21 protein-coding genes, 1 tRNA gene and 2 pseudogenes are annotated in these 25,254 nt (G+C 56.8%); 16 read left to right on the forward strand and 8 right to left on the reverse strand.

The annotated features are described in order from the left end of the window. Nucleotides 1-9 precede the first annotated feature (9 nt). Nucleotides 10-86: transfer RNA gene (locus tag HA41_RS10980), tRNA-Met, on the reverse strand. 203 nt (nucleotides 87-289) lie between these two features. Between HA41_RS10980 and mltA the strand changes: the two genes are divergently transcribed. Beyond that, complete coding sequence (mltA, locus tag HA41_RS10985) at nucleotides 290-1,438, forward strand: murein transglycosylase A (protein WP_094120825.1); 1,149 nt, start codon at nucleotides 290-292, stop codon at nucleotides 1,436-1,438. A 48-nt stretch (nucleotides 1,439-1,486) separates the two neighbouring features. Beyond that, nucleotides 1,487-2,299: a tRNA cyclic N6-threonylcarbamoyladenosine(37) synthase TcdA gene (gene tcdA, locus HA41_RS10990; protein ID WP_094120826.1), complete on the forward strand. Its 813-nt coding sequence runs from the start codon at nucleotides 1,487-1,489 to the stop codon at nucleotides 2,297-2,299. Here the strand turns inward: tcdA and csdE are convergent. Together csdE and csdA are read right to left on the reverse strand one after the other, a co-directional pair. Next, nucleotides 2,278-2,733, reverse strand: coding sequence for a cysteine desulfurase sulfur acceptor subunit CsdE (gene csdE / locus HA41_RS10995; RefSeq protein ID WP_094120827.1), 456 nt, complete (start codon nucleotides 2,731-2,733; stop codon nucleotides 2,278-2,280). The genes tcdA and csdE overlap by 22 nt on opposite strands. Nucleotide 2,734: 1 nt before the next feature. Continuing rightward, nucleotides 2,735-3,943 carry a cysteine desulfurase CsdA gene (csdA, locus tag HA41_RS11000; protein ID WP_094120828.1) on the reverse strand — a complete coding sequence of 403 codons (1,209 nt, stop codon included), beginning with the start codon at nucleotides 3,941-3,943 and terminating at the stop codon, nucleotides 2,735-2,737. 209 nt (nucleotides 3,944-4,152) lie between these two features. Between csdA and HA41_RS11005 the strand changes: the two genes are divergently transcribed. The 4 genes and pseudogenes from HA41_RS11005 to rlmM all read left to right on the forward strand — a co-directional run bounded on the left by HA41_RS11005 (nucleotide 4,153) and on the right by rlmM (nucleotide 7,169). Then, a complete protein-coding gene (locus tag HA41_RS11005; RefSeq protein WP_094120829.1) occupies nucleotides 4,153-4,377 on the forward strand; it encodes a YgdI/YgdR family lipoprotein in 225 nt (74 codons plus the stop codon). A 334-nt stretch (nucleotides 4,378-4,711) separates the two neighbouring features. Next, nucleotides 4,712-5,630, forward strand: a pseudogene (locus HA41_RS11010) (transcriptional regulator GcvA). Between the two features lie 50 nt (nucleotides 5,631-5,680). Next, nucleotides 5,681-6,076: a DUF423 domain-containing protein gene (locus tag HA41_RS11015; protein WP_094120830.1), complete on the forward strand. Its 396-nt coding sequence runs from the start codon at nucleotides 5,681-5,683 to the stop codon at nucleotides 6,074-6,076. Further along, nucleotides 6,069-7,169: a 23S rRNA (cytidine(2498)-2'-O)-methyltransferase RlmM gene (gene rlmM / locus HA41_RS11020; RefSeq protein WP_094120831.1), complete on the forward strand. Its 1,101-nt coding sequence runs from the start codon at nucleotides 6,069-6,071 to the stop codon at nucleotides 7,167-7,169. Before HA41_RS11015 ends, rlmM begins: the two co-directional genes overlap by 8 nt. 24 nt (nucleotides 7,170-7,193) lie before the next feature. Here rlmM and xni read toward each other — a convergent pair whose 3' ends face one another. From xni to queF, 3 genes are all read right to left on the reverse strand, one after another. Further along, nucleotides 7,194-7,949 (reverse strand): flap endonuclease Xni, encoded by a 756-nt coding sequence (gene xni, locus HA41_RS11025; RefSeq protein ID WP_094120832.1) that lies wholly within the window; start codon nucleotides 7,947-7,949, stop codon nucleotides 7,194-7,196. A gap of 34 nt (nucleotides 7,950-7,983) precedes the next feature. Beyond that, nucleotides 7,984-9,348, reverse strand: a complete 1,365-nt coding sequence (gene ppnN / locus HA41_RS11030) for a nucleotide 5'-monophosphate nucleosidase PpnN (RefSeq protein WP_094120833.1) — start codon at nucleotides 9,346-9,348, stop codon at nucleotides 7,984-7,986. 169 nt (nucleotides 9,349-9,517) lie between these two features. Further along, a complete protein-coding gene (queF, locus tag HA41_RS11035) occupies nucleotides 9,518-10,363 on the reverse strand; it encodes an NADPH-dependent 7-cyano-7-deazaguanine reductase QueF (RefSeq protein WP_094120834.1) in 846 nt (281 codons plus the stop codon). A gap of 62 nt (nucleotides 10,364-10,425) precedes the next feature. Here queF and syd point away from each other — a divergent pair, with 62 nt between their 5' ends. From syd to HA41_RS11055, 4 genes are all read left to right on the forward strand, one after another. Continuing rightward, nucleotides 10,426-10,974, forward strand: coding sequence for a SecY-interacting protein (syd, locus tag HA41_RS11040; RefSeq protein WP_094120835.1), 549 nt, complete (start codon nucleotides 10,426-10,428; stop codon nucleotides 10,972-10,974). A 590-nt stretch (nucleotides 10,975-11,564) separates the two neighbouring features. Beyond that, a complete protein-coding gene (locus HA41_RS11045) occupies nucleotides 11,565-11,894 on the forward strand; it encodes a YqcC family protein (RefSeq protein WP_094120836.1) in 330 nt (109 codons plus the stop codon). After that, complete coding sequence (gene truC / locus HA41_RS11050; protein ID WP_094120837.1) at nucleotides 11,894-12,673, forward strand: tRNA pseudouridine(65) synthase TruC; 780 nt, start codon at nucleotides 11,894-11,896, stop codon at nucleotides 12,671-12,673. Before HA41_RS11045 ends, truC begins: the two co-directional genes overlap by 1 nt. 12 nt (nucleotides 12,674-12,685) lie before the next feature. Next, the gene (locus HA41_RS11055) at nucleotides 12,686-13,132 is read left to right on the forward strand and encodes a flavodoxin (RefSeq protein WP_094120838.1); all 447 of its coding nucleotides are present in this window, start codon (nucleotides 12,686-12,688) and stop codon (nucleotides 13,130-13,132) included. Between the two features lie 101 nt (nucleotides 13,133-13,233). Here HA41_RS11055 and garD read toward each other — a convergent pair whose 3' ends face one another. Next, complete coding sequence (garD, locus tag HA41_RS11060) at nucleotides 13,234-14,793, reverse strand: galactarate dehydratase (RefSeq protein ID WP_094120839.1); 1,560 nt, start codon at nucleotides 14,791-14,793, stop codon at nucleotides 13,234-13,236. Nucleotides 14,794-15,383: 590 nt separating this feature from the next. On the opposite strand from garD, the gene HA41_RS11065 reads away from it, so the two are divergent. The 6 genes from HA41_RS11065 to HA41_RS11090 all read left to right on the forward strand — a co-directional run bounded on the left by HA41_RS11065 (nucleotide 15,384) and on the right by HA41_RS11090 (nucleotide 22,367). Further along, nucleotides 15,384-16,730: an MFS transporter gene (locus HA41_RS11065; RefSeq protein WP_094120840.1), complete on the forward strand. Its 1,347-nt coding sequence runs from the start codon at nucleotides 15,384-15,386 to the stop codon at nucleotides 16,728-16,730. Nucleotides 16,731-16,741: 11 nt separating this feature from the next. Beyond that, a complete protein-coding gene (locus tag HA41_RS11070; RefSeq protein ID WP_094120841.1) occupies nucleotides 16,742-18,088 on the forward strand; it encodes an enolase C-terminal domain-like protein in 1,347 nt (448 codons plus the stop codon). Between the two features lie 10 nt (nucleotides 18,089-18,098). Continuing rightward, nucleotides 18,099-19,430 (forward strand): glucarate dehydratase, encoded by a 1,332-nt coding sequence (gene gudD, locus HA41_RS11075; protein ID WP_094120842.1) that lies wholly within the window; start codon nucleotides 18,099-18,101, stop codon nucleotides 19,428-19,430. 47 nt (nucleotides 19,431-19,477) lie between these two features. Beyond that, entirely contained in the window at nucleotides 19,478-20,248 is a 771-nt protein-coding gene (gene garL / locus HA41_RS11080) for a 2-dehydro-3-deoxyglucarate aldolase (RefSeq protein WP_094120843.1), read from the forward strand. Between the two features lie 19 nt (nucleotides 20,249-20,267). Continuing rightward, the gene (garR, locus tag HA41_RS11085) at nucleotides 20,268-21,152 is read left to right on the forward strand and encodes a 2-hydroxy-3-oxopropionate reductase (RefSeq protein WP_094120844.1); all 885 of its coding nucleotides are present in this window, start codon (nucleotides 20,268-20,270) and stop codon (nucleotides 21,150-21,152) included. Nucleotides 21,153-21,227: 75 nt separating this feature from the next. After that, a complete protein-coding gene (locus HA41_RS11090) occupies nucleotides 21,228-22,367 on the forward strand; it encodes a glycerate kinase (protein ID WP_094120845.1) in 1,140 nt (379 codons plus the stop codon). 122 nt (nucleotides 22,368-22,489) lie between these two features. Here the strand turns inward: HA41_RS11090 and barA are convergent. Continuing rightward, nucleotides 22,490-25,218: pseudogene (gene barA, locus HA41_RS11095) on the reverse strand (two-component sensor histidine kinase BarA). Nucleotides 25,219-25,254: the final 36 nt, after the last annotated feature.

Consider the following 25,254-nt stretch of genomic DNA (forward strand, 5'->3'; position numbering starts at 1 on the left):
CAGAAGTATTGGTTGCGGGGGCCGGATTTGAACCGACGACCTTCGGGTTATGAGCCCGACGAGCTACCAGGCTGCTCCACCCCGCGTCCGTGGATGCGCACTATACTCCGCGCGTTATTTGATGCAACCCCTTTTTGCACACAAAGGTCAAATTTACAGTCAGTTGCTGAACTATTCAACCATCTGGTGAATTATTGAACTGATGAGGACGCAGGGAAAGCGGATGGATTTCATTCTTGCGGGGGCTTTGCTATCGTCGCGGGACGAACATTTATAAAAAGAGACCACAATGAAAGCACACTGGGCCAGGATTGCTGTGACTGGCGCGTTGATCGCGCTGCTGGCGAGCTGTAGTTCTAAACCGACCGATCGCGGTCAGCAATATAAAGATGGCAAACTTGAACAGCCGCTGGCGCTGGTTAATCAGCCGAATGCCAAAGGCAGCCCGGTCAATGGCCGCGACTTTGGCGAACAGGTGCGCCAGATTCAGACCGCCTCCTCCGGGCTGTACAGCCGTCAGAACGGCACCTACAGCGCGATTGAAAGCTGGCTGATGGCCGGTGCAGACACCCGCCAGCTGCAGCAGTTTGGTTTGAATGCCTGGCAGATGGAAGGCACCGACAACTACGGTAACGTGCAGTTCACCGGTTACTATACCCCGGTGGTTGAAGCGCGCTATACCCGTCAGGGGGAATTCCAGTACCCGATCTACCGTATGCCGCCGCGTAAGCGCGGAGAGAAATTGCCAAGCCGCGCCTCTATCTATAGTGGCGGCCTCGATGACCGCTACGTCATCGCCTACAGCAACTCGCTGATTGATAACTTCATGATGGATGTGCAGGGCAGTGGCTACGTTGATTTTGGCGATGGCCGTCCGATGACCTTCTTTGGTTACGCCGGGAAAAATGGCTGGGGTTACCATAGCATCGGTAAAGAGCTGATCGATCGCGGCGAAGTGAAGCGTGAAGATATGTCGATGCAGGCGATTCGTCAGTGGGCGCAGGAACACTCACCGCAGGAAGTCCGCTCCCTGCTGGAAACTAACCCCTCTTTTGTCTTCTTTAAGCCGGAGCCGTTTACGCCAGTACGGGGCGCCAGCGCGGTGCCGCTGGTCGCCAAAGCCTCGGTTGCGTCTGACCGCTCAATCATTCCGGCCGGAACGGCACTGCTGGCGGAAGTGCCACAGCTCAACGAGAAAGGCAAATTCAACGGCAAGTATGAGATGCGCCTGATGGTGGCACTGGATGTAGGCGGGGCGATTAAAGGCCAGCACTTCGACATCTATCAGGGGATCGGGCCGGATGCTGCCCATCTGGCGGGCTTCTATAACCATTATGGCCGCGTCTGGGTACTGAAAGCCGCACCGGGTGCCGGACAACCGTTGTTCTCCAGTCCGCAAAACGGTAATAATGGCTCACTGCTACTCGGTTCTAATTAATTTCCTCTCTGCGGGCCTGCCGGCCCGCACGACGTTACAGGTCCAATTATGAAAGTGTTAAATGATGCCTGGCACCAGCGGTTTGGTGGTACAGCGCGTCTGTATGGTCAGGATGCGTTGCAGCGTTTTGCTGATGCGCATTTCTGCGTCATCGGGATTGGTGGCGTCGGCTCCTGGGCGGCTGAAGCGCTGGCGCGCACCGGTATTGGCAAAATCACCCTGATCGATATGGATGATGTCTGTATCACCAATACCAACCGGCAGATTCATGCGCTCAATGGCAACGTCGGCAAAGCCAAAACAGAGGTGATGGCAGAACGCCTGCGCGCGATAAATCCCGATTGCGAGGTGATCTGCGTCGATGACTTTATTACGCCGGATAACACTGCCGAACTGATGGCGGCGGGTTTCGATTATGTCATCGATGCCATCGACAGCGTGCGGCCTAAAGCGGCACTGATCGCCTGGTGTCGCCGGAACAGGATCCCCCTGATCACCACCGGCGGCGCGGGCGGTCAGATCGATCCGACGCAGATTCAGGTGGCCGATCTGGCGAAAACCATTCAGGACCCGCTGGCGGCTAAGTTGCGCGAGCGGCTGAAAACCTTTGGCGTGGTGAAAAACAGCAAGGGAAAACTTGGCATCGACTGCGTCTTTTCTACCGAGGCGCTGGTCTATCCGCAGCCGGATGGCAGCGTTTGTGCCTCACGCAGCACTGCAGAAGGACCGAAAAGAATGGACTGCGCCGCCGGCTTTGGCTCGGCCACGATGGTGACCGCCACTTTTGGTTTTGTCGCCGTCTCGCACGCGCTGAAGAAATATCTGGCACGTGCTGCCCGTCAGGCCGGATCCAGCGCCTGACGCGCCGACTGCAGGACCGCGGTTGAGAGCGCCTGCAAACCGCTGCTGCGTGAGGCGCTGAGCTGGGCGCGCAGACCCAGCTGATCGAACAGCGCCAGCGGATCGTTTTCCAGCAGCGTTTGCGGCGTCTGACCTTCCACCGCGGTAAGCAGTACCGCCAGCAGACCGCGAACGATGCGGCCTTCACTGTCACCATAGAAGTGCAGCGTGCCATCCGGACGCAGCTGGCTGCTCAGCCAGACCCGGTTTTCACAGCCGCTTAACTCAATCTCTGCTTTTTTAAGCGTCTCCGGTAATGCTGGCAGCTGACGACTCAGCTGAATCAGCTGGCGGTAGCGATCTTCCCACTGGTGAAAGCGGCTAAAGGTCTCCTTCAGGCTTTCAACCGTAATCAACTCGCCAAACGGATGTGGCGCTAACAGCGGTGAACTCATCTTAACACTCCGATAACAGCGAAATGGCGCTGCGCATAGCGCGCACCAGGGCATCAACATCCTGCAAATTATTATAGGGCGCAAATGAGGCGCGGAGCGTTCCGCTAACCCCCAGCGCCGCCAGAAGCGGCTGGGCGCAGTGCTGACCGGCACGCAACGCGATGCCTTGCTCAGCCAGCAGGGTGACGATATCGCTGTGGTGCAGACCGCTAAATTCAAAGGCTAACAGGCTGGCATGGCCGCAGCGAAAACTACGAAAGCCCGGCAGTTCAGCCAGTTGCTCTTCCGCCAGACTGGCGAGCTGCTGGCTCCACATTTCGGCTTTGGCCTGATCGTGCTGACCCAGCCAGCTAAGCGCCGCACTTAACCCGACCACGCCCGCGACGTTTGGCGTACCGGCTTCGAAGCGCCACGGCACCGGCTGCGGCGTAAAACCGTTGAAATCGACCGCCGTCAGCATTTTTCCGCCACCCTGCCACGGCACCATCTCTTCCAGCAGCTCCGCTTTGCCATACAACACGCCAATGCCCATCGGGCCATAAATTTTATGGCCGGAAAAAGCGTAGAAATCGATATCGAGTGCCTGCACATTGGGCGGGCAGTGCACCACACCCTGCGCTCCGTCCACCATCACCCTGGCACCAACCGCATGTGCCAGCTGGATCGCCTGAGCAATATCGGGACAGCCGCCGGTCACATTGGACATCTGGCTCACCGCCAGCAGGCGGGTACGGCTGTTCAGCAGGGCGGGCAGTTGGGCGATATCCGGCAACCGATCGACACCCAACGGCCATTTGACGACCCGGGCACCGCACGCCTCTGCGGCCATCAGCCACGGCACCAGATTGGCGTGGTGCTCGGCTTCGCTCACCACAATCTCATCGCCCGGCTGTATGCGTGGACGCAGCCAGCTGTTTGCCACCAGATTAATGGCTTCAGTAGTACCCCGCGTCCAGACAATCTGGTGACCATCAGCGGCGTTAAGCCAGTGGGCCACCTGGCGTCGCGCCTGCTCATAACGCTCGGTTAAGGCGCGTGCGGCGGCAAACTGGCTGCGGTGTACGGTGCCAGCGCTCAGGCTGTAGAACTGCTGAATGCTGTCGATGACCGCCTGCGGTTTCAGAGTGGTCGCGGCGCTGTCAAGGTAGACACCGGCATCGGCGAGTGCGGGAAACTGCTGGCGAAACGCCGTTGGGTTAAATACGGTCATGCTCGGCCCATGATGAGAATAAATAGGACCAGACTGAAAGAATGGTCTCTGTCTGGCAAAGCTGGAAAAGCGCGTTATGCTGATTATTGCAAGGTTTAAACCAAACCCGCACAACGATCGAACAATATCTGGTCGATCACACTTATCTGCTGCCTCTGGTTAGCGTAACGCGGGTGGTTTGATGCAATCAATCTGCAAGGAGATAGAAGATGAAAAAACTCACCGCAGTGCTGGCCGTGTGTACCCTGGCCTTTACCCTGACTGCCTGTTCCAGCAACTATGTGATGCACACTAATGATGGCCGAACCATTGTTGCCGACGGTAAGCCAACGGTAGACGATGAAACCGGTATGATCAGCTATAAAGATGCCAATGGCAACGAGCAGCAGATCAATCGTTCAGATGTCAAAGAAATGGTTGAGATGGGCCAGTAATTGAGCAAAAAAAAGCACCGCATTTTGCGGTGCTATTTAAAAATCACTATGGACAGACAGGGTAAATCTACAGGAATTAAGAGTTTGATCCGCAATCGTCGGATCAAAAATTGCAAACACAACATCACGACCACAAGCCAAAAGCTTTCAGAAAATCTGCGAACTCACTCACAATTCTAAAAACTTTTCGTTCCGGCTCAGGAAGTGCGGCAACTATAGGTATTTGCTGGAGGTTCCTCAACGGACAAATTATAATGTCTCGGATTAAAAATTCTAATACGTAAAGGGTGAGTATTAGCCCACGTGTTTTTTGCCGATCCGGATACGGAAAACCATGTCGAAACGCCTTCCTCCTCTCAACGCCCTGCGGGTATTTGATGCCGCCGCGCGCCATTTAAGCTTTACCAAAGCCGCTGAAGAGCTTTTCGTCACCCAGGCAGCTGTAAGCCATCAGATTAAATCCCTGGAAGATTTTCTCGGTCTTAAGCTGTTTCGCCGGAGGAATCGTTCGCTTTTGCTGACTGAAGAAGGGCAAAGCTACTATCTGGATATCAAAGAGATCTTCTCGGCACTCAATGAAGCGACGCGTAAACTGCAGGCACGCAGTGCCAAGGGGGCGCTGACCGTCAGTTTACTGCCGAGCTTTGCGATTCAGTGGCTGGTTCCACGCCTCTCCAGCTTTAATATGGCTTATCCGGGGATCGACGTGCGGATTCAGGCTGTTGACCGTGATGAAGAGAAACTGGCCGATGATGTCGACGTGGCAATTTTTTTATGGCCGCGGCAACTGGCCAGGCCTGCGGGTTGAGAAGCTCTACGCTGAATATTTATTACCCGTCTGCTCGCCTTCGCTGATGACCGGCGACAACCCGCTTAAAACCCCGATGGATTTGTCGCGCTTCACGCTACTGCATGATGCCTCACGGCGTGACTGGCAATCCTATATACGCCAGCTCGGCTTGCAGCATATCAACGTTCAGCAGGGGCCTATCTTCAGCCACAGCGCGATGGTATTACAGGCTGCGATCCACGGTCAGGGCGTCGCGCTGGCTAATAATGTGATGGCGCAGAGCGAAATTGAGGCCGGGCGTTTAATCTGTCCGTTTAATGACGTGTTAGTCAGTAAAAACGCTTTTTATCTGGTTTGTCATGACAGTCAGGCAGAACTGGGTAAAATAGCCGCCTTTCGACAGTGGATCCTGGAAAAAGCTGCAACTGAACAAGAAAAATTCCGCTTTCGATACCAACAATAACGCCTTGATTTTATTGCATTGCGATGCAAACGCACTCTGAGGATCGTTTCATGTCCAGTCGTGCCATGTTTATCTTTGCTGCCATTAGCGGATTTTTGCTGGTGGCGTTTGGGGCTTTTGGTGCCCACGTATTGAGTCAATCGCTCGGACCGGCTGAGATGGCCTGGATTCATACCGGGCTGGAATATCAGGCTTATCACACCTTAGCGGTGATGGGGCTGGGTGCCGCGATGCTGCGCCGCGCCAATATCTGGTTTTACTGGAGCAGTGCGCTGATGGCGCTCGGCACCGTACTGTTCAGCGGCAGCCTCTACTGTCTGGCGCTGTCGCATCTGAAGTTTTGGGTTTTTATCACGCCAGTGGGAGGATTATGCTTCCTTGCCGGTTGGGTATTGATGTTGATTGGCGCGCTGCGTCTTAAACGAAGGGCAGAACGCCATGAATAAAGTTTTACTCTATTGCCGTCCCGGTTTTGAAAAAGAGTGTGCGGCAGAAATCAGTGCTAAAGCCGCTGAACGCGAGATCTACGGCTTTCCGCGGGTTAAAGAAAATTCCGGTTATGTGCTGTTTGAGTGTTATCAGTTTGAGGACGCCGAACGACTGGCGCGTGAGTTACCCTTTGACGATCTGATTTTTGCACGACAGATGCTGGTGGTGGGCGAACTGCTGCGCGACCTGCCGCAGGAAGATCGGATTACACCGATTGTCGGTATGCTGACCGGCGTGGTGGAAAAGGGCGGCGAACTGCGCGTTGAGGTGCCGGATACCAACGAAGCGAAAGAGCTGACTAAATTCTGCCGCAAGTTCACCGTACCGCTCCGTACCGCGCTGCGTGAAAGCAAAATTTTGCTCAACTATGAAAGCCCAAAACGTCCGGTCGTGCATGTGTTTTTCATTGCGCCGGGCACCTGTTATGTCGGCTATTCGCTGCCGGAAAACAGTTCTCCGTTCTACATGGGCATTCCGCGGCTTAAATTCCCGTCTGATGCGCCGAGTCGTTCAACCCTTAAACTGGAAGAGGCGTTTCACGTCTTTATTCCGGCTGACGAATGGGATGAGCGTCTGGCCAGCGGCATGTATGCCGTCGATCTCGGTGCCTGTCCTGGCGGCTGGACCTATCAACTGGTGCAGCGCAGCATGATGGTCTATGCGGTCGACAACGGTCCGATGGCACCGAGCCTGATGGATACCGGTCAGGTGATGCACGAACGCGCCGATGGATTTAAATTCCGTCCGCCGCGCACCAATATCAGCTGGCTGGTATGCGACATGGTTGAGAAACCGGTGCGGGTAGCGAATCTGATGACCGACTGGCTGGTCAACGGCTGGTGCCGTGAGGCGATCTTTAACCTCAAGTTGCCGATGAAAAAGCGTTATGAAGAGGTGACGCAGAATCTGGCGATGATTCAGGAACGGCTCAATGAGAACGGCATCAATGCGCAGATTCGGGCACGCCAGCTCTATCACGATCGCGAAGAAGTCACGGTACACATTCGTCGTATCTGGGCCGCGGCCGGTGGCCGTCGCGACGAGCGCTGATTAACCGGCTGAGTGTTTCGGCACTCAGCCGCTGTATCGCAACGTATTCAGATTGCCCTGCAGGACCAGATCCCGCTTCAGCGTCGCCACCTCGCGACTCAACTCCGCCATCTGCTGACCGCTGGCTAATTTGTCACGCCATTTTGGTGGCACATGATCCAGTTGCTGATAGATCCCGTCCAGCGAATGAAAATCTGACAGCAGCTGTTTCGCACTTTTTGGCCCGATGCCGGTAACGCCAGGGATCTTGCTGCTGCTGATGCCACACAATCCCCAGAAATCAGGTAACAGTTGCGGTGCCACGCCAAACTCAGCCTCGATAAAGGGCAGATCGAGCCAGCGCTTCTGAAAGTAGTCACGAATGCGGATTTCGGGTGCCAGTAGCTGACAGTAACCTTTATCCGTGGAGACGATGGTGGCCTGATGTCCGGCCTGCGCCATTTTTACCGCCAGCGTCGCAGCTAAATCATCCGCCTCATCCTGTTCGGCAATCCAGCAACTGACGCCCGCGTCACGAAACGCCTGCTGCAGCGCTGGCATTTCCGCCTGCAGATCGTCGGGCATCGGTGGACGGCCGCTTTTGTAATCCGGCAGGCGCTGATGGCGCCAGCCATGATGGCGGGCTTCACCATCAAACACCGCCACGACGTGCGTTGGACGGGTATGCCCTAATAGCTGGCGCAGTGCCGCCACGCAGCCCTCGATGCAGGGTGACCCCTGCACCGCATGCAGTCGGCGTATCAGGTTTAACGCATCCACGATAAGAAGATGTAGAGCCATGAGCATCCTGGCAGCCTGACGGCTGCCTCCTGGTTTATTTGATGATTTCGTAGCAGGGGATGTAGGCGGTGCCCGGCAGCTTCATACGTTGCTGCGCAACAAATCCCTGTAGCAGTTCGTCCATGCGATGCATGATATCGGCGTCGCCATGCAGTTTATAGCGGCCTTTTTCGCGGATTTCGCGGATTCCCATCTCTTTCACGTTACCGGCGACGATGCCTGAAAAGGCGCGACGTAAGTCGGCGGCCAGTTTTTCCGGCGGCTGGTTGGTGTAGAGGTTGAGGTTCGCCATATTTTCATGGGTCGGCAGGAAAGGCACCTGCAGATCCGGCGCGATGCGAATCGACCAGTTAAAGCTGTAGGCGTCGCCCGTTTCGCGACGATACTCTTTCACCTGCGGCATCGCTTTCTTCATCAGACGCGCCACTTCAGCGGCATCGTTAATGATGATCTGATAGTGCTTGCGCGCCTGTTCGCCCAGCGTACTGACGATGAAGTCATCCAGCACCCGGAAGTAATCCGCGCTCTCTTCAGGCCCGGTCAGGATCAGCGGTAACACCTGATCGCTGTTGTGCGGATTCATCATGATGCCGAGCAGATAGAGCAATTCTTCTGCGGTACCGACCCCGCCAGGGAAGATAATGATGCCGTGGGCGATACGGACAAAGGCCTCAAGGCGCTTCTCAATATCCGGCATGATGATCAGCTCATTCACCAGCGGATTAGGTGGCTCAGCCGCAATGATTGAGGGTTCTGTCAGACCAATAAAGCGGCTGTCACGGTAGCGCTGCTGAGCATGGCCCACTGCGGCCCCTTTCATCGGTGCTTCCATCACGCCGGGTCCGCAGCCAGTACAGATGTTCAGTTCACGCAGTCCCAGCTGGGTACCGACATTACGGCAATACTGATATTCCACCGCATTGATCGAATGGCCGCCCCAGCACACCACGGTGTTGGGATATTCGCCGATGTGCAGCGCACGGGCATTACGCAGAATAGAAAACACGGTGTTGGTGATGGCGGCAGAATCATTCTCTTCTGCGGCGCTTAAACGGCCCGGTGCATTAAGCTGACCGCTGACAAACAGAATGTCGCGCAGCACGGCAAACAGGTTGGCCTGCAATGAACGAATGATGCGCCCATCAACGAACGCCTCTTCCGGTGGGTTGATCAGTTCCAGTTTGACGCCGCGCTCACGGCGCAGCACGTTGATATCAAAATTCTCAAAGCGGGAGAGTAATTCATGGCTGCTGTCGGTCTGACTGCCGGAGTTCAGCACGGCCAGCGAGCAGTTGCGGAACAGTTGGTACAGATCGCTGCTGGCCGTGCGTTTCAGCATATCGACTTCCAGCTGCGAGAGCAGATCCATTGAGCCAAGAGGGCTGATATGGGTAATCAAATGAACTCCTTTACACCCGCCTGGGTGACTGTTGACACTGCAAATGCAGTGGCGAAAATCCCTGGTCGGCAATCCGCAGACTGCCGCCATCTCCAGAGTAGCCTTGTCGGCCCGCGTAGCTCAAGTGGAACCACGCCTGTCGCGCACAGCCTGAGAGTGATCTCGCAAACTACTGACGCACCAGACGCGAATAACCGGGAGAGAAGGGCACATTACTGCGCCACGGATTGATATCAAGCCCGCCACGACGCGTATAACGCGCATAGACCGTCAGCGTCTCAGGATGACAGAAACGCAGCAGATCATTGAAGATGCGCTCGACACACTGCTCATGAAATTCGTTGTGCTGGCGGAACGAAACCAGATAGCGCAACAGCGCTTCGCGGTCGATACGCGGGCCTTTGTAACGAATCATCACCGAACCCCAGTCGGGCTGATGGGTAATCAGGCAGTTCGATTTGAGCAGATGGCTGACCAGCGTCTCCTCCACGGTTTCGCTGCCGGTGGCGTCAGCCAGGTAATCTGCATTGAAGCGGTAATCGTCAATCGCGATATCCTGTTCATCAATGCAGTAACCGTCGAAGTGGCCGATTGGCTGCCCTTCAACTTCATTAAGCCGGAACAGTGCGACCCGCACTTCACCGTCAGCACAGGCGCTGAGATCGCGTTCCAGTGTCTGGCGCACCTCGCCCCAGTCGGCGAAGCGGGTCTGGTTAAAACTGTTCAGGTAGAGCTTAAAACTTTTCGATTCGATCAGGTTGCGGCTGTGCGCATCCAGAACCACCTCACCGACGGCCACCTGCGGCAGCCCTTTGCTGTTCAGCCACGACAGTTCATATAACGTCCAGATATCGCTGCCGTTGAACGGCAGACTTTCAGGAAACAGGCCGAGCGGTTCACGGTTCAGGCTACGCGGTACCGCCTGCAACAAACTGTTGTCGTAGCGATCGTGATAGGCTGTGGGTTTGCCCAGCGTCAGGTTGCTGAGGGCCTGATCCTGTTCGTGAGTAGTCATTGCGGTTACCACCAAAATTAATCAAAGTGGCTAAGTGTAACCCATCAGAAGTGAGAATATGAATGACGCAGCACACTGCCGCCGCATTGCGAGACTTTACTACCCGCTATTGTCAGTACTGGCATCAGCACGCCGGCCATGCGCCTGCCAGCAGCGATCTTTATGGCGTACCCTCGCCCTGTGCGCTGGAAGAGCGTGACCAGCAGGTCCTGTGGCAGCCCCAGCCCTTTACGCTGCCACCGAGCCTTGATGCGGTGGGGCGAGCGATCGACCTGCAGTTGCAACCGCAGATTACCGCTTTCTATACCACCCAGTTTGCCGGAGACATGCAGGCCCGTTTCGGTCAACAAAATCTGACGCTGTTGCAGGTCTGGAGCGAAGAGGATTTTCTGCGGTTACAGGAGAATCTGATTGGTCATTTACTGATGCAGCGTCGGCTGCGTCAGTCGCCCACGCTGTTTATCGCCACCACCGATTCAGAGCAGGCGATCATCTCGTTATCGAATCTCAGCGGGGAAGTGGTGCTGGAGCAGCCGGGTGGTAAGCAGCGAGACGTTTTAGCGGAAAGTCTTGAGATATTTCTTAAGTCATTACAGCCGGTTACCGGATGATTTGTAGTGATCGCCCGGCTTTCTTGTGAGATATCTCTTACAAGGTGTGTGCGAGATCGACAGATATCACTTGAGACATCCGGATAGCCCGGATGTAAATAGATTGTGAATCATCGACTTAATGGCGTTAATCTGAAATTGTGGCTCTAAGGCACTGAACTTACACTTTTAGTCCCTTGTATGCACAAAGCGTTCTGTCAGAATGTTTCGCACTGGCAGGACGCTGGGGACAACAGATATTCTCAGGATTGAGGATAAGCCATGAGGCAGGAACGTAACGGAGTTTACGGCACAGGGAAGGTTTCAGGACGAAACAGGAGAGCTCAGGATGGAGCAAGGGACACCTCCAGGATGGAGAATGAGAGCCCCTCAGAAGAGGTGGTGGGCCAGGATGCTAAGGATTCATCAGGATGATGCGCGACAGGAGTTCGCACTGGAAAAGTTGTCAGGGAAGAGCAGGGAGCATTAACGTAGCGGGAAGGCTGCAAACGAACCGGGAGCACTGTTTATACAGTGCTCCCTTTTTTGTGCCTGCGCCAACAAGTGATATGCTTGCCGCCCGTTTTTTTACTGCCCGTTGGAGGTGGCGCATGACGCCTGAACAATTGATTACGCAACGGCTGGAACAGGTTGAAGCGGTATTGCGTGAGCACGATCTCTGGCAAAGCACGCCCCCTGAAGCCAGCGCCTTCGACAGCCGTGAACCGTTTTGCCTGGATACCCTTGAACCGCTGCAATGGCTGCAATGGGTGCTGATTCCCCGTATGCACGCCCTGATTGCTGCCCGGCATCCGCTGCCGCAAAACTTTGCGGTTGCCCCCTATTATGAAATAGCGCTGGTGCCTGATCAGCCCGGCGTTGCGCCGCTGTTACTGACGCTGCGTCAGCTTGATGCGTTATTGAAGGATGCAGCTGTCTGATGCTGGAAATCATTTATCAGGACGACTGGCTGGTAGCGGTCAACAAACCGAGCGGCTGGCTGGTGCACCGCAGCTGGCTGGACCGGCATGAAACGGTGTTTGTGATGCAGACGGTGCGCGATCAGATCGGTCAGCATGTATTTACCGCGCACCGGCTGGATCGCCCTACGTCCGGCGTGTTGCTGATGGGATTATCCAGTGAAGTCGGACGCCTGCTGTCGCAGCAGTTTGAGCAACATCAGATGCAGAAAACCTACCATGCGGTGTTACGCGGCTGGCTGGAAACCCGCGGTACGCTGGACTACCCGCTGGTGGAAGAGCTGGACAAAATTGCTGATAAGCACGCCACTGAAGAACGCACCGCGCAGCCAGCGGTCACTGAGTATCAGTCGCTGTCGACGGTGGAGATGCCGGTGGGCATTGGCCGTTATCCCACGTCGCGCTATAGCCTGGTGGAACTGTCACCGAAAAGCGGGCGTAAACATCAGTTGCGGCGACACATGTCGCACCTGCGTCATCCGATAATCGGCGACTCCGCCCACGGCGATCTGCGCCAGAACCGCGGCGCAGCAGAGCACTTCGGGGCTAACCGCCTGATGCTGCACGCCAGCAGCCTGGCGCTGACCCATCCGGTGACCGGCGAGCCGCTGCTGATTCGTGCCGGGCTGGATAGCGTCTGGCAGAACCTGATGACGCAGTTTGGCTGGCAGGATTGCATTCCTGAGGTACCGCGGGTTGAGTTTGCGGCGGCGCCAGGAGAGGATAAGGTTTCAGAATAACGGAGAAGGCAGATGGCAAAGATTGGCATTTTTGTAGGCACGGTATATGGCAATGCGCTGTTAGTGGCGGAAGAGGCAGAGCCGATTCTGCAACAACAGGGCCACAGCGTGACGGTATTTGAAGATCCGACGCTGGCAGACTGGCAGGCTTACGCCAGCGACGTTGCGTTGATTGTGACCTCCACAACCGGACACGGCGACTTTCCTGATACCATTTCCGGGCTGTTTCACGCGGTAAAAGATCAGCTGGGTCATCAGCCGACGCTGCGCTATGGTGTGATTGCGTTGGGTGACAGCAGCTACGACCACTTTTGTGGCGCGGGTAAAACCTTTGATGCATTGCTGCAGGAGCACAGCGCCCAGCGCGTTGGCGACGTTCTGCTGGTTGATGCCAGTGAGAATCCGGAGCCGGAAGCGGTTACCTCTCCGTGGGTTGAGGCCTGGGGCGCGCTGCTGTAATTTCGCCAGGCCTGCCCGCGTCCATCGTCTTCTCAGCTGATGCGGGCGGGAAGACGAGGCTGGCCCGGATCGCCGCCACGGCGATCCGGGTCCGGCACCCATCAGGTCACCGGGGCCGGATTGAACACAGCCAGCTGATTGCGGATTCCCCAGCGATCTGACCAGGTCTGTTTGCGACCGCTGGCGATATCCAGAATCAACTCAAACAGCCGCCAGCCCACCTGCTCAATGCTCTCTTCGCCGGTGGCGATGGTACCGGCATTAATATCCATCAGATCGTGCCAGCGCTCGGCCAGCGCATTACGCGTTGCCATCTTAATCACCGGAATGGCCGCCAGTCCGTACGGCGTACCGCGTCCGGTAGTAAACACCTGCAGAGTAATGCCGGAAGCCATCTGCTGGGTGCCACAGACAAAATCGCTGGCTGGGGTTGCGGCATAGATTAAGCCGCGTCGGGTAGGGCGCTGACCCGGCGACAGCACTTCGACAATCGCACTGCGACCCGATTTAGCGATCGAGCCGAGCGCTTTTTCCACCACGTTCGCCAGTCCGCCTTTTTTATTGCCAGGCGACGGGTTGGCGCTGCGATCGGTCTGACCCTGATTCAGGTAGTCATCATACCAGGCCATCTCCTCCAGTAAGCGCTTACCAACCTCTTCATTAATGACGCGCGGCGTCAGCAGATGAATCGCATCACGAACCTCAGTGACCTCCGAGAACATCACCGTAGCGCCACAGCGCACCAGCAGATCGGAGGCGAAACCGACCGCAGGATTGGCCGTCACGCCTGAGAAGGCATCGCTACCACCGCACTGCATGCCGACAACCAGTTCAGAGGCTGGACAGGTTTCGCGCTGGCGCTGATTCAGTCGCTTCAGGTGGCGCTCGGCAACCTGCAAAATCTCATCAACCATCGCGCCGAATCCTACCAGCTTCTCATCCTGCAGCCGCACAATATCATGCTCCTCCAGCGAGATCGGCTGTACGTCTGGCGTGCCGGTCAGCAGCCGTTCCGGCTGTAATTTTTCACAGCCGAGGCTGACAATCATCACTTCGCCGCCGAAGTTGGCGTTCAGCGCCAGGTTGTGGATGGTGCGAATCGGCACCACAGCCGCTGGCGCATTGATCGCCACGCCGCAGCCATAAAGATGGTTCAGTGCCACCACGCCATCAACATTGGGATAGCGCGGCAGTAAATCACGTTCAATCAGCTGCACCACATGGTCAACCACGCCTGCCACGCAGTGTACGCTGGTGGTAATGCCGAGCAGGTTACGGGTGCCGACGCTGCCATCGGCGTTGCGATAGCCTTCAAAGGTGTAGCCTTCCAGCGCCGGCAGTTCGGCTGGTACCTGGGTTGCCAGCGGCAGGCTCTCAAGCGGTGGAGCTTCCGGCAGAGCCACCAGCGACTCATCTATCCAGCTGCCTTCGACGATGTCGCGTAGCGCATAACCGATCACTTCACCGTAGCGAAGAATGGGTGCGCCCTGCGCAATCGCGCTCAGCGCCACTTTATGACCCTGAGGCACATGCTCTGTCAGCGTCAGGCCATCAGCGAAACGGGTGCCAGCGGGCAGTCCCAGGCTGTTGACCACAATCGCGACATTGTCGAGCTCATGGACTTTGATATAGAGCGGTTGTTCGGTTGTTGTAGGGGTCATCGCTCACCTTCCGGTCTGTCGCACCGTACTTTTGCGGTGCGTTGTTGTGATAGTCGCTGTCACAGTTTGCCAGTTTCAGTATAAGGAGGCGCTGCAGGCTGTGCATTGTGCAATTGACCGGCTTTGAAAAGATTTGTCGCGGCGTTTTGGGTCGATTCTCCAAAAGCAAGTGAAGAACCTCACAAACAGCGGGGGAAAACGGCTTTCCGGCCTGTTGAGAGGCGGTTATTTACAGGTTCCGTGAGCCATGCCGCAGGATTCTGTGCAAACGCCAAATAATCCAGTAAACATCAACCCTATTCCAGGGCGATGCTCCAATGTCATCGCCGCAGGGTGTTCTTATACTGATTTCCGTTAGCCAAAGTCAGGTTATCCGTCACGACGCTTTACCCATTCTGTCGCAGGTTGCATCGGCCGCGGTTCCCCGGCCAGCACCCTTTACCGGCAGGCTGCCGCAAAACAGTAAGGGTAAAGAAAAGTTTGCCAAAACAAAAAGATCGCCGTGTTTAACCCAACTTCTCTCTGATACCCAACGCGATGTGTATGCAGTCAGAGCGAATGTAGCTCACGCTATATTTCAGGAGTGCATCATGAATAGTTTCAGCCAGACCGCGGAAACGGTGCAGAAGCGCACCAATGCCCGATACTGGATTGTGGTGATGTTATTTATTGTCACCTCATTCAACTACGGCGACCGCGCCACCATTTCGATTGCCGGTTCGGCGATGTCTAAAGATATTGGCCTCGATTCAGTCGGGCTTGGCTATATCTTCTCTGCCTTCTCATGGGCGTACGTTATTGGTCAGATTCCGGGCGGCTGGTTGCTTGACCGCTTCGGCTCAAAACGCGTCTATTTCTGGAGCATCTTTACCTGGTCGCTGTTTACCTTCCTGCAAGGGTTCGTCGATCTGTTCAGCGGCTTCGGTATTATCATGTCTCTGTTTATCCTGCGTTTCCTGGTGGGACTGGCCGAAGCGCCCTCCTTCCCTGGCAACAGCCGCATTGTCGCGGCCTGGTTTCCGGCGCAGGAGCGCGGCACGGCGGTGGCAATCTTCAACTCGGCGCAATACTTCGCCACCGTTATCTTCGCACCGATCATGGGCTGGCTGGTCTCCTCAGTGGGCTGGGCGCACGTGTTCTGGTTCATGGGTGGACTTGGCATCATCCTCAGCTTCATCTGGCTGAAAGTGATCCACGATCCCAACGATCATCCCGGCGTGAATAAAGCCGAACTGGAGTATATGGAGCAGGGCGGTGCGCTGATCAACATGGATGTCAAAAAGGCGGGCCGCAAAGTGAGCTGGAACGAGAAGTGGTTCCAGATCAAACAGCTGCTGACCTCACGCATGATGCTGGGTATCTATCTCGGTCAATACTGCGTTAACGCCTTAACCTACTTTTTTATTACCTGGTTCCCGGTCTATCTGGTGCAGGCGCGCGGCATGTCGATTCTTAAAGCAGGCTTTATTGCCTCGATTCCAGCGGTGTGCGGCTTTCTCGGCGGCGTGCTGGGCGGGGTGATCTCCGACTGGCTGATGCGCAAAACCGGCTCGCTGAATATCGCGCGTAAAACGCCAATCGTACTCGGCATGCTGCTCTCCATTTCGATGGTGATGTGTAACTACACCGAAACCGAATGGGTGGTAGTGTTCTTCATGGCGCTGGCCTTCTTTGGTAAAGGGATTGGTGCGCTGGGCTGGGCGGTGATGGCGGATACCGCACCGAAAGAGATCAGTGGCCTGAGCGGCGGTCTGTTCAATATGTTCGGTAATCTTTCTGGCATTGTGACCCCCATCGCCATCGGTTACATCATCGCCACCAGCGGATCCTTCGAAGGCGCGCTGATTTATGTCGGTATTCACGCCTTTATGGCCGCATTCAGCTTCCTGGTGATTGCAGGCGATATCAAACGTGTCGAACTGAAAACCCGGCCATAAAAGGAGGCAATATGAATACGCAAAGTTCACCGGTGATCACAGAGATGCAGGTTATCCCGGTCGCCGGTTATGACAGCATGCTGCTTAACATTGGCGGCGCACACAACGCCTGCTTCACCCGTAACATCGTGGTGCTCACCGACAGCGCCGGGCATACCGGCGTCGGCGAAGCGCCCGGTGGCGATACCATCTATCAGACGCTGGTCGAGGCGATTCCGCAGGTGAAAGGCCAGCAGATTGCCCGGATGAATCGGCTGGTACAGCAGGTGCATAAGGGCAACCAGTCGGCTGACTTTACCACCTTCGGCAACGGCGCCTGGACGTTTGAACTGCGGGTCAATGCGGTGGCGGCGCTGGAAGCGGCGCTGCTCGATCTGCTGGGTCAGTCGCTGGGCGTACCGGTGGCGGAGTTGCTTGGTCCCGGCCAGCAGCGTGATGAGGTTACGGTGCTGGGCTATCTGTTTTACCTCGGCGACCGGCGCAAAACCGATCTGCCTTATCTGAGCGGCGATCAGGCCAGCCATGAGTGGTATCACCTGCGTCATCAGGAAGCACTGACCAGCGAGGCGGTAGTGCGACTGGCGGAGGCGGCTGCGGATCAATACGGTTTTAAAGATTTCAAACTAAAAGGCGGCGTGCTGCCGGGCGAACAGGAGATTGCGACCGCCGCGGCGCTGAAACAGCGCTTCCCCGAGGCGCGCATTACCGTCGATCCCAATGGTGCCTGGTTACTGGATGAAGCCATCGCGCTCTGTAAAGGGATGCAGGATGTGCTGACTTACGCCGAAGATCCCTGTGGCGCCGAGCAGGGGTATTCGGGGCGCGAGGTGATGGCGGAGTTTCGCCGCGCCACCGGTCTGCCGGTCGCTACTAACATGATCGCCACCAACTGGCGCGAGATGAACCACGCGGTGATGCTTAACGCGGTCGATATCCCGTTAGCCGATCCGCATTTCTGGACAATGAGCGGTGCCGTACGGGTGGCGCAGTTGTGCGACGACTGGGGCCTGACCTGGGGCTGCCACTCCAATAACCACTTCGATATTTCGCTGGCGATGTTCACCCACGTCGGTGCCGCCGCGCCAGGTAATCCGACCGCGATTGATACTCACTGGATCTGGCAGGAGGGCGATCAGCGCCTGACCAAAAACCCTCTGCAAATTCGCAACGGCAAAATCAGGGTACCGGACGCGCCGGGCCTCGGCGTTGAGCTTGACTGGGACCGCGTGCATCAGGCCCACCAGCTTTATCAGTCACTGCCTGCTGGCGCCCGCAATGACGCCACGGCGATGCAATATCTGATTCCCGGTTGGACATTCGACCGTAAGCGCCCGGTCTTTGGCCGCGCAACAGCATAAGGAGCAGGAGATGAGTTCAACCCCGAAAGTGACTGCCATGCAGGTGATTCCGGTTGCCGGTCACGACAGCATGTTGCTGAACCTCAGCGGCGCGCATTCGCCGTTTTTTACCCGCAATATTGTGATTATCAAAGATAACGCCGGTCATACCGGCGTCGGGGAGATTCCGGGCGGCGAAAAAATCCGTCAGACGCTGGAAGATGCGGCTTCGCTGGTGATCGGTAAAACCGTGGGCGAATACAAAAATATTCTCAGCCTGGTGCGCACGACCTTTGCGGATCGCGATGCCAGCGGGCGTGGCACGCAGACCTTCGATCTGCGCACCACCATCCACGTCGTGACCGGCATTGAAGCGGCGATGCTGGATCTGCTGGGGCAGCATCTGGGCGTTAACGTGGCAACCCTGCTGGGTGACGGACAACAGCGCGACCGCGTTGAGATGCTTGGCTATCTGTTCTATGTCGGTGACCGTCGCAAAACCTCTCTGCCTTATCAGAGCCAGGAGAGCGATCCCTGCGACTGGTATCGCCTGCGTCACGAAGAGGCGTTAACCCCGGATACGGTGGTGCGGCTGGCGGAAGCGGCGTACGAAAAATATGGCTTTAACGATTTTAAACTCAAGGGCGGCGTACTGCGTGGTGGCGAGGAAGCCGAAGCGGTTACCGCGCTGGCGAAGCGTTTTCCTGAGGCGCGGATTACGCTCGATCCTAACGGTGCCTGGTCACTCAATGAAGCGATCATGCTGGGTAAACAGCTGAAAGATGTGCTGGCTTACGCTGAAGATCCGTGCGGGGCGGAGCAGGGCTACTCGGGCCGCGAAGTGATGGCGGAGTTCCGCCGCGCGACCGGTATGCCGACCGCCACCAATATGATCGCCACTGACTGGCGGCAGATGGGGCACACGCTGTCGCTACAGTCGGTCGATATTCCTCTGGCCGATCCCCATTTCTGGACCATGCAGGGCTCGGTGCGGGTGGCACAGATGTGTCACGACTTCGGCCTGACCTGGGGCTCGCACTCCAATAACCACTTCGACATTTCACTGGCGATGTTTACTCACGTTGCCGCCGCCGCGCCAGGCGCCATCACCGCGATTGATACCCACTGGATCTGGCAGGAAGGCAATCAGCGCCTGACCAAAGAGCCGTTCCAGATAAAAGGCGGCATGGTGCAGGTGCCGCAGAAACCGGGTCTCGGCGTTGAGCTGGATATGGATCAGGTGATGCAGGCCAATGCGCTGTATCAGAAACATGGCCTTGGCGCGCGTGATGATGCGCAGGCGATGCAATTTCTGGTGCCAGGATGGACCTACGACAATAAACGTCCCTGCCTGGTACGTTAACCTTTTCTTCGGCTCCCCTTGCGGAGCCACCGCCACAGGAGTTAACCATGAGTAATGCAGCCTGGCCAAATGGATTTCGTCGTCGTTTATTAGCGGGTGAAACCCTGATTGGTAGCTGGTGTGCGCTGGCCAGCCCGATCTCCACTGAGATTTTAGGGCTGGCCGGTTTTGACTGGCTGGTTCTGGATGGTGAACACGCGCCAAACGACATCACCACCTTTGTGCCGCAGCTGATGGCGCTGAAGGGCAGCCACAGCGCACCGGTGGTGCGTCCGCCCTGCAATGAGCCGGTGATCATCAAGCGCCTGCTTGATATCGGTTTCAGTAACTTCCTGGTGCCATTTGTTGAGACTGAAGAGGAAGCGCTGCGCGCAGTGGCCTCCACCCGCTATCCACCCGCTGGCATTCGTGGCGTGTCGGTCTCTCATCGCAGCAACATGTACGGCACCCTGCCAGATTACAACAGCAGCATCAACGACAACATTACAGTGCTGGTGCAGATCGAAACCCAGCAGGCGGTGGACAACATTGGCGCCATTGCCGCGGTTGAAGGCGTTGATGGCATCTTCGTGGGGCCAGGCGATCTCTCCGCCGCGCTCGGCTATCTCGGCCAGCCGGCGCACCCGGAAGTGCTGAAGGTTATTAAACATATCTTTGAACGCGCTAAAGCCGCAGGCAAACCGAGCGGCATTCTGGCACCGGTAGAAGCAGATGCACGCCGCTATCTGGAATGGGGCGCGACCTTCGTGGCGGTCGGCAGCGATCTCGGTGTGTTCCGCAACGCCACACAGGCGCTTTGCGACAAATTTAAGCGTTAATCAATCAAGGGGAAACGCAATGAAAATTGGATTTATCGGCCTCGGCATCATGGGCAAACCCATGAGTAAAAACCTGGTGAAAGCCGGTTATTCACTGGTGGTGCGTGACCATCATTCAGAGAACGAAGCGGAACTGGTTGAGCTGGGCGCGACCGTTGCGAAATCACCGAAAGAAGTGGCGGAGCAGTGTGACGTGGTGATCACCATGGTGCCTAACTCGCCACAGGTTAAAGAGGCCTGTCTCGGCGAACAGGGCATTATCGCCGGGGCGAAGCCGGGCCTGATTGTGATCGACATGAGTTCCATTGCGCCACTGGCCAGCCGCGAGATTCACGATGCGCTGGCGGCAAAGCAGATCAAAATGCTGGATGCGCCGGTCAGTGGTGGCGAGCCCAAAGCGATTGAAGGCACGCTGTCGGTGATGGTGGGCGGCGATAAGGCGGTATTTGATCACTGCTACGACATCATGAAAGCGATGGCGGGCTCGGTAGTCCATACCGGCGACATCGGCGCGGGCAACGTCACCAAACTGGCAAACCAGGTAATTGTGGCGCTGAACATTGCCGCAATGTCCGAGGCGTTATCGCTGGCAACCAAAGCGGGCGTGAACCCGGATCTGGTTTATCAGGCGATCCGGGGCGGCCTGGCCGGCAGTACTGTGCTGGATGCCAAAGCGCCGATGGTGATGGATCGCAACTTTAAGCCAGGCTTCCGTATCGATTTACATATCAAGGATCTGGCGAATGCGCTGGATACCTCACACGGCATTGGCGCGCATCTGCCGCTGACGGCGGCGGTAATGGAGATGATGCAGGCGCTGCGTAATGATGGTCAGGGCTCCGCCGACCACAGTGCACTTGCCTGCTATTATGAGAAGTTAGCGAAGGTTGAAATCGCCCGCTAAAACCCGGTGCCGGTATCTGCGGATGCCGGACTGGTTTCAGAGCATTTCAATCATTTAACAGCGCTCGGATTGCCTATGAAAATCGTAATCGCACCGGATTCATATAAAGAGAGTTTATCCGCCCTGGAGGTGGCATCGGCGATTGAAGCGGGTTTCCGTGAAATCTTTCCCGATGCACACTACCTGAAAATACCGGTCGCCGACGGTGGCGAAGGCACGGTAGAAGCGATGGTGGCGGCGACGAAAGGAAAAATCGTCAGGTTGAAGGTTACCGGGCCGCTTGGCGCGCAGGTCGACGCGTTTTATGGTTTGTCGGGTGATGAACGCACCGCCTACATCGAAATGGCGGCGGCCAGCGGCCTTGAACGGGTGCCTGCTGCGCAACGCGATCCGCTGGTGACTACCTCCTTCGGCACCGGCGAACTGATTAAGAGCGCGCTGGATAAGGGTGTTGATCATATCATTATCGGCATCGGTGGCAGTGCCACCAACGACGGCGGTGCGGGCATGATGCAGGCGCTGGGTGCCCGACTGCTGGACGCGCAGGGCAGTGAAATCGGTTATGGCGGCGGCGCGCTGCCCGATCTCGCCAGCATTGATATCAGCCAGCTGGATAGCCGCATTGCAGAGTGCCGCATCGAGGTGGCGTGTGATGTGACCAATCCGCTGACTGGTAAAGAGGGCGCATCGGCGATTTTTGGCCCGCAAAAAGGTGCGACGCCGGCGCTGGTGGAGCAGCTCGATCAGGCACTGACTCACTACGCAGCGATTATTCAGCGCGATCTCGATATGGATGTGCTGCATATTCCCGGCGGCGGTGCGGCAGGCGGCATGGGCGCTGCGCTGCACGCATTTTGTCAGGCCGATTTGCGCCGCGGGATTGAGATTGTCACCGAAGCGCTGGGGCTGGCTGAGCAGGTAAAGGATGCCGATCTGGTGATTACCGGTGAAGGGCGCATCGACAGTCAGAGTATTAATGGCAAGGTGCCGATTGGCGTGGCCAGCGTGGCAAAGCGCTTTAATAAACCGGTGATTGGCATTGCCGGCAGCCTGACGGCAGATGTCGGCGTGGTGCATCAGCACGGTCTGGATGCGGTGTTCAGCGTGCTCTACAGCATCTGTTCGCTGGAAGATGCGCTGGCCAGCGCCGGTAATAACGTTCAGCTGACCGCACGTAACGTTGCGGCTACGCTGAAGCTGGCCGGTTTCCGCTAACCCGCTGGCGCGACAGGGCGGCCATGACCTGCGTCGCTAAGATTGATGAAGGAGCACGCGGCGGCCGCCCTGCAGGCCACGATACTGGCCACCGCCACCGCCACCGCCACCGCAGGCGGTGGCTACCCGATGCCCAGCACCCGCCGGGCTTCTCTGGCAACGTTCTCCATCTCATCCTGCAATTCCAGCAGTTCAGGTTCCAGTGCAGCAATATCGCTGGCGTGGTGCAGTTCGCGCTCCAGCTGATGACAAAGCTGCTTCATGCGCGGCACACCGCTGTAGCTGGCGCTACCGTGCAGTTTATGAATGATCTCACGCAGCGCACTGACCTCATTGCTGGTCATAGACTGCGCCATCTTTGCGTGGACTTCAGGTAAAAACTCCAGCAGCATCCGCAGCAGATCGCGCGCCAGATCCGGCTTGTTTGCCGCCTGTCGCAGCGCCAGCTGCCAGTCGAGCGTTGGCAGTATGTGGGACAGTTCCGGCACGGTCGCAGCGGGCGGCCGGGTGTAGCGTGCCAGCAGCTGGCTTAATTTGCTTTCATCAATCGCTTCGCCAGATAATCATTCATCCCCGCCTTAATCAGTTGTTCCCGCTCGCCATCAATCGCATGGGCGGTAACGGCGACGATCGGCGTGCTGGCATGGTGCGGCAGGCTGCGGATGATTTCGCTGGCGCGAATACCATCAATGTCCGGCATCTGAATATCCATCAGAATCACGTCCAGCGCCTGCTGGCGGGCTTCGCGAATCGCGTGTTCGGCGCTGTTACACAGCACGATGCGCTGCACCTGCTCCTCCAGTAAGGCCCCGATTAGCTTGAGATTGGCCGGATTGTCATCCACCGCCATCACGGTCAACGGCAAGCGTGGCGACAGCGGCATTTCGCTGATCTGGCGGGTGTGCAAATCAACCAGCATTGGCAGCAGGCGGGTCAGGGAGACCGGTTTAGCGATACAGCCATCAATGCCACGGACCTTCAGCTCATCGGCCAGCAGCATCATCGGGCTGGGGAGTGCTATCAGAACATGATCGGCCCGATCCAATAGCGCGTTAATCTGGCTTTCATCCAGTAACTGATGCTGGCTGACGGTGACCGGCATTGCCATCAACAGCAGCGGATAGTGCGTCTCGCTTAATCCTTCCAGCGTCTCGCTGTAATCGATCTGTAGCGGCGTCGCGCTTAACATCTCCAGCGCCGCCCGGGCGACAGCAGGATCGGCTTCCACATAGGCGATACGTGTATGCGACAGCGCCTCCAGCACCCGCGGCATACCTGGCGCATTCGGATTGAGATCCAGCTGTACCCGAATCACAAAGGTCGAGCCGTGATCCGGCCGGCTGCTGAAGGTGATTTCGCCGCCCATCTCCCTTACCAGCTTCTGGGTGATCACCAGCCCCAGCCCGGTGCCGCCGTGGCGGCGTGAAATGCTGGCGTCAGCCTGACGAAACGCCTGGAACAGTTGGGTCTGCTGCTGCTCCGAGATGCCGATGCCGGTATCCTCGACCTGAATCTCCAGCTCGACCCGGGTATGGGTGATCACCCGCTGTCCGACGCGCAGGCCAATGGTGCCCTTTTCGGTAAATTTAATCGCATTGCCAATCAGGTTAATCAGGATCTGCTGCAGCCGCAGCGCATCGCCAATCACGTTATCCGGCACGCTGCTGTCGCACACCACCGTCAGCTCCAGACCTTTGTCATGGGCCGACGGTGCCAGCAGCACCAGGGTTTCATCCAGCGTGGCGCGCAGCGGGAAGGGAATCGCTTCCAGCATCAGCTTGCCCGCTTCCAGCTTAGAGAAGTCGAGCACGTCGTTGATAATGCTGAGCAGATTGTTGGCCGAGCGTTCGATGGTCTGCATGTAATCACGCTGGGTGGCGCGCAGCTGGGTCTTGAGCATTTGTCGGCTAAAGCCCAGCACGCCGTTAAGCGGAGTACGCAGTTCATGCGACATATTGGCTAAAAACTCTGACTTAATGCGGGCCGCTTCCTGTGCCCGTTTTTTTGCCAGGTCCAGCTCGACGTTCTGGATCTCCAGCTGTTCCAGCGTCTCACGCAGATCATAAGTGGCCTGGTCGATATTGTGCTGCATCTCTTCGTGATAGGCGGTGAGCGACATCGCCATCGCATTAATGCCATTTTTCAGAATGCTCAGTTCGCCCAGCATGTAACCCTCAACCCGGCTGTCGAGCTGTCCGCGACGAATCCGGTCCACGGTGGTGACCATGTTGCGGATCGGGCCGGTGACGTCGCGCATCAGGCGATAGGCGAACAGCATCGCAATACAGAGGCAAAACAGCAGCATCAGCGTAGCGACAAACACCTCTTTGTACTGCTGCAGCCGTACCGATTGCAGATCGAGTTCGATGGCGACATAGCCGAGTGGATTACCGGCCGGTTTGGCATCTGCATCCGGCAGTTCATCGATGTCATAACGTTCAGTGGTAATCGGGGTACGCAGAATCAGTACGCTGCCGTGCCGTTCCATTGAGACATCATCGGGCAGGGCGCGGATATCATCCTGTTGCAGCAGACTCAGGTTTTGTTTGTCATTGGAGGTGACATAGAGCTGGTTATGGTTGTCGAACACCGAAATCGCCCGGACGATGCCGGAGTGACGGCGATGCAGCAGGCTGACCAGCTCACGCATCGCATCGCGGTTATGCCAGGTCATGCTGTATTCGCTGGAGATCGCCAGCGGTTCAATAATATTGGCGCCGGCATCCATTACCTGCCGCTGCAGTTCGTTGTAGCGATGCACCACAAAAAATGAGCTGAGCAGCAGGCCAACCATCAGGGTGGGTGCCAGAATTAAAATCATCATTCGCGCCCGCAGGCTGTATTTGGTCATAATAGTCGCCTGGCTACTCCGGCATTAACGTCCCTG

The sequence above is a fragment of the Pantoea conspicua genome, assembly GCF_002095315.1.
GTDB classification, from domain to species: Bacteria; Pseudomonadota; Gammaproteobacteria; order Enterobacterales; family Enterobacteriaceae; genus Pantoea; species Pantoea conspicua.

Bases quoted from the DNA above. Each gene is read 5' to 3' on its own strand.
- HA41_RS11015 (WP_094120830.1), top strand. From the start codon at position 5,681: ATGTCCAGTCGTGCCATGTTTATCTTTGCTGCCATTAGCGGATTTTTG.
- xni (WP_094120832.1), bottom strand. From the start codon at position 7,949: ATGGCTCTACATCTTCTTATCGTGGATGCGTTAAACCTGATACGCCGA.
- gudD (WP_094120842.1), top strand. From the start codon at position 18,099: ATGAGTTCAACCCCGAAAGTGACTGCCATGCAGGTGATTCCGGTTGCC.
- HA41_RS11070 (WP_094120841.1), top strand. From the start codon at position 16,742: ATGAATACGCAAAGTTCACCGGTGATCACAGAGATGCAGGTTATCCCG.
- rlmM (WP_094120831.1), top strand. From the start codon at position 6,069: ATGAATAAAGTTTTACTCTATTGCCGTCCCGGTTTTGAAAAAGAGTGT.
- HA41_RS11065 (WP_094120840.1), top strand. From the start codon at position 15,384: ATGAATAGTTTCAGCCAGACCGCGGAAACGGTGCAGAAGCGCACCAAT.
- HA41_RS11005 (WP_094120829.1), top strand. From the start codon at position 4,153: ATGAAAAAACTCACCGCAGTGCTGGCCGTGTGTACCCTGGCCTTTACC.
- tcdA (WP_094120826.1), top strand. From the start codon at position 1,487: ATGAAAGTGTTAAATGATGCCTGGCACCAGCGGTTTGGTGGTACAGCG.
- HA41_RS11045 (WP_094120836.1), top strand. From the start codon at position 11,565: ATGACGCCTGAACAATTGATTACGCAACGGCTGGAACAGGTTGAAGCG.
- garL (WP_094120843.1), top strand. From the start codon at position 19,478: ATGAGTAATGCAGCCTGGCCAAATGGATTTCGTCGTCGTTTATTAGCG.
- queF (WP_094120834.1), bottom strand. From the start codon at position 10,363: ATGACTACTCACGAACAGGATCAGGCCCTCAGCAACCTGACGCTGGGC.
- csdA (WP_094120828.1), bottom strand. From the start codon at position 3,943: ATGACCGTATTTAACCCAACGGCGTTTCGCCAGCAGTTTCCCGCACTC.
- truC (WP_094120837.1), top strand. From the start codon at position 11,894: ATGCTGGAAATCATTTATCAGGACGACTGGCTGGTAGCGGTCAACAAA.
- garR (WP_094120844.1), top strand. From the start codon at position 20,268: ATGAAAATTGGATTTATCGGCCTCGGCATCATGGGCAAACCCATGAGT.
- garD (WP_094120839.1), bottom strand. From the start codon at position 14,793: ATGACCCCTACAACAACCGAACAACCGCTCTATATCAAAGTCCATGAG.
- csdE (WP_094120827.1), bottom strand. From the start codon at position 2,733: ATGAGTTCACCGCTGTTAGCGCCACATCCGTTTGGCGAGTTGATTACG.
- mltA (WP_094120825.1), top strand. From the start codon at position 290: ATGAAAGCACACTGGGCCAGGATTGCTGTGACTGGCGCGTTGATCGCG.
- syd (WP_094120835.1), top strand. From the start codon at position 10,426: ATGACGCAGCACACTGCCGCCGCATTGCGAGACTTTACTACCCGCTAT.
- HA41_RS11055 (WP_094120838.1), top strand. From the start codon at position 12,686: ATGGCAAAGATTGGCATTTTTGTAGGCACGGTATATGGCAATGCGCTG.
- HA41_RS11090 (WP_094120845.1), top strand. From the start codon at position 21,228: ATGAAAATCGTAATCGCACCGGATTCATATAAAGAGAGTTTATCCGCC.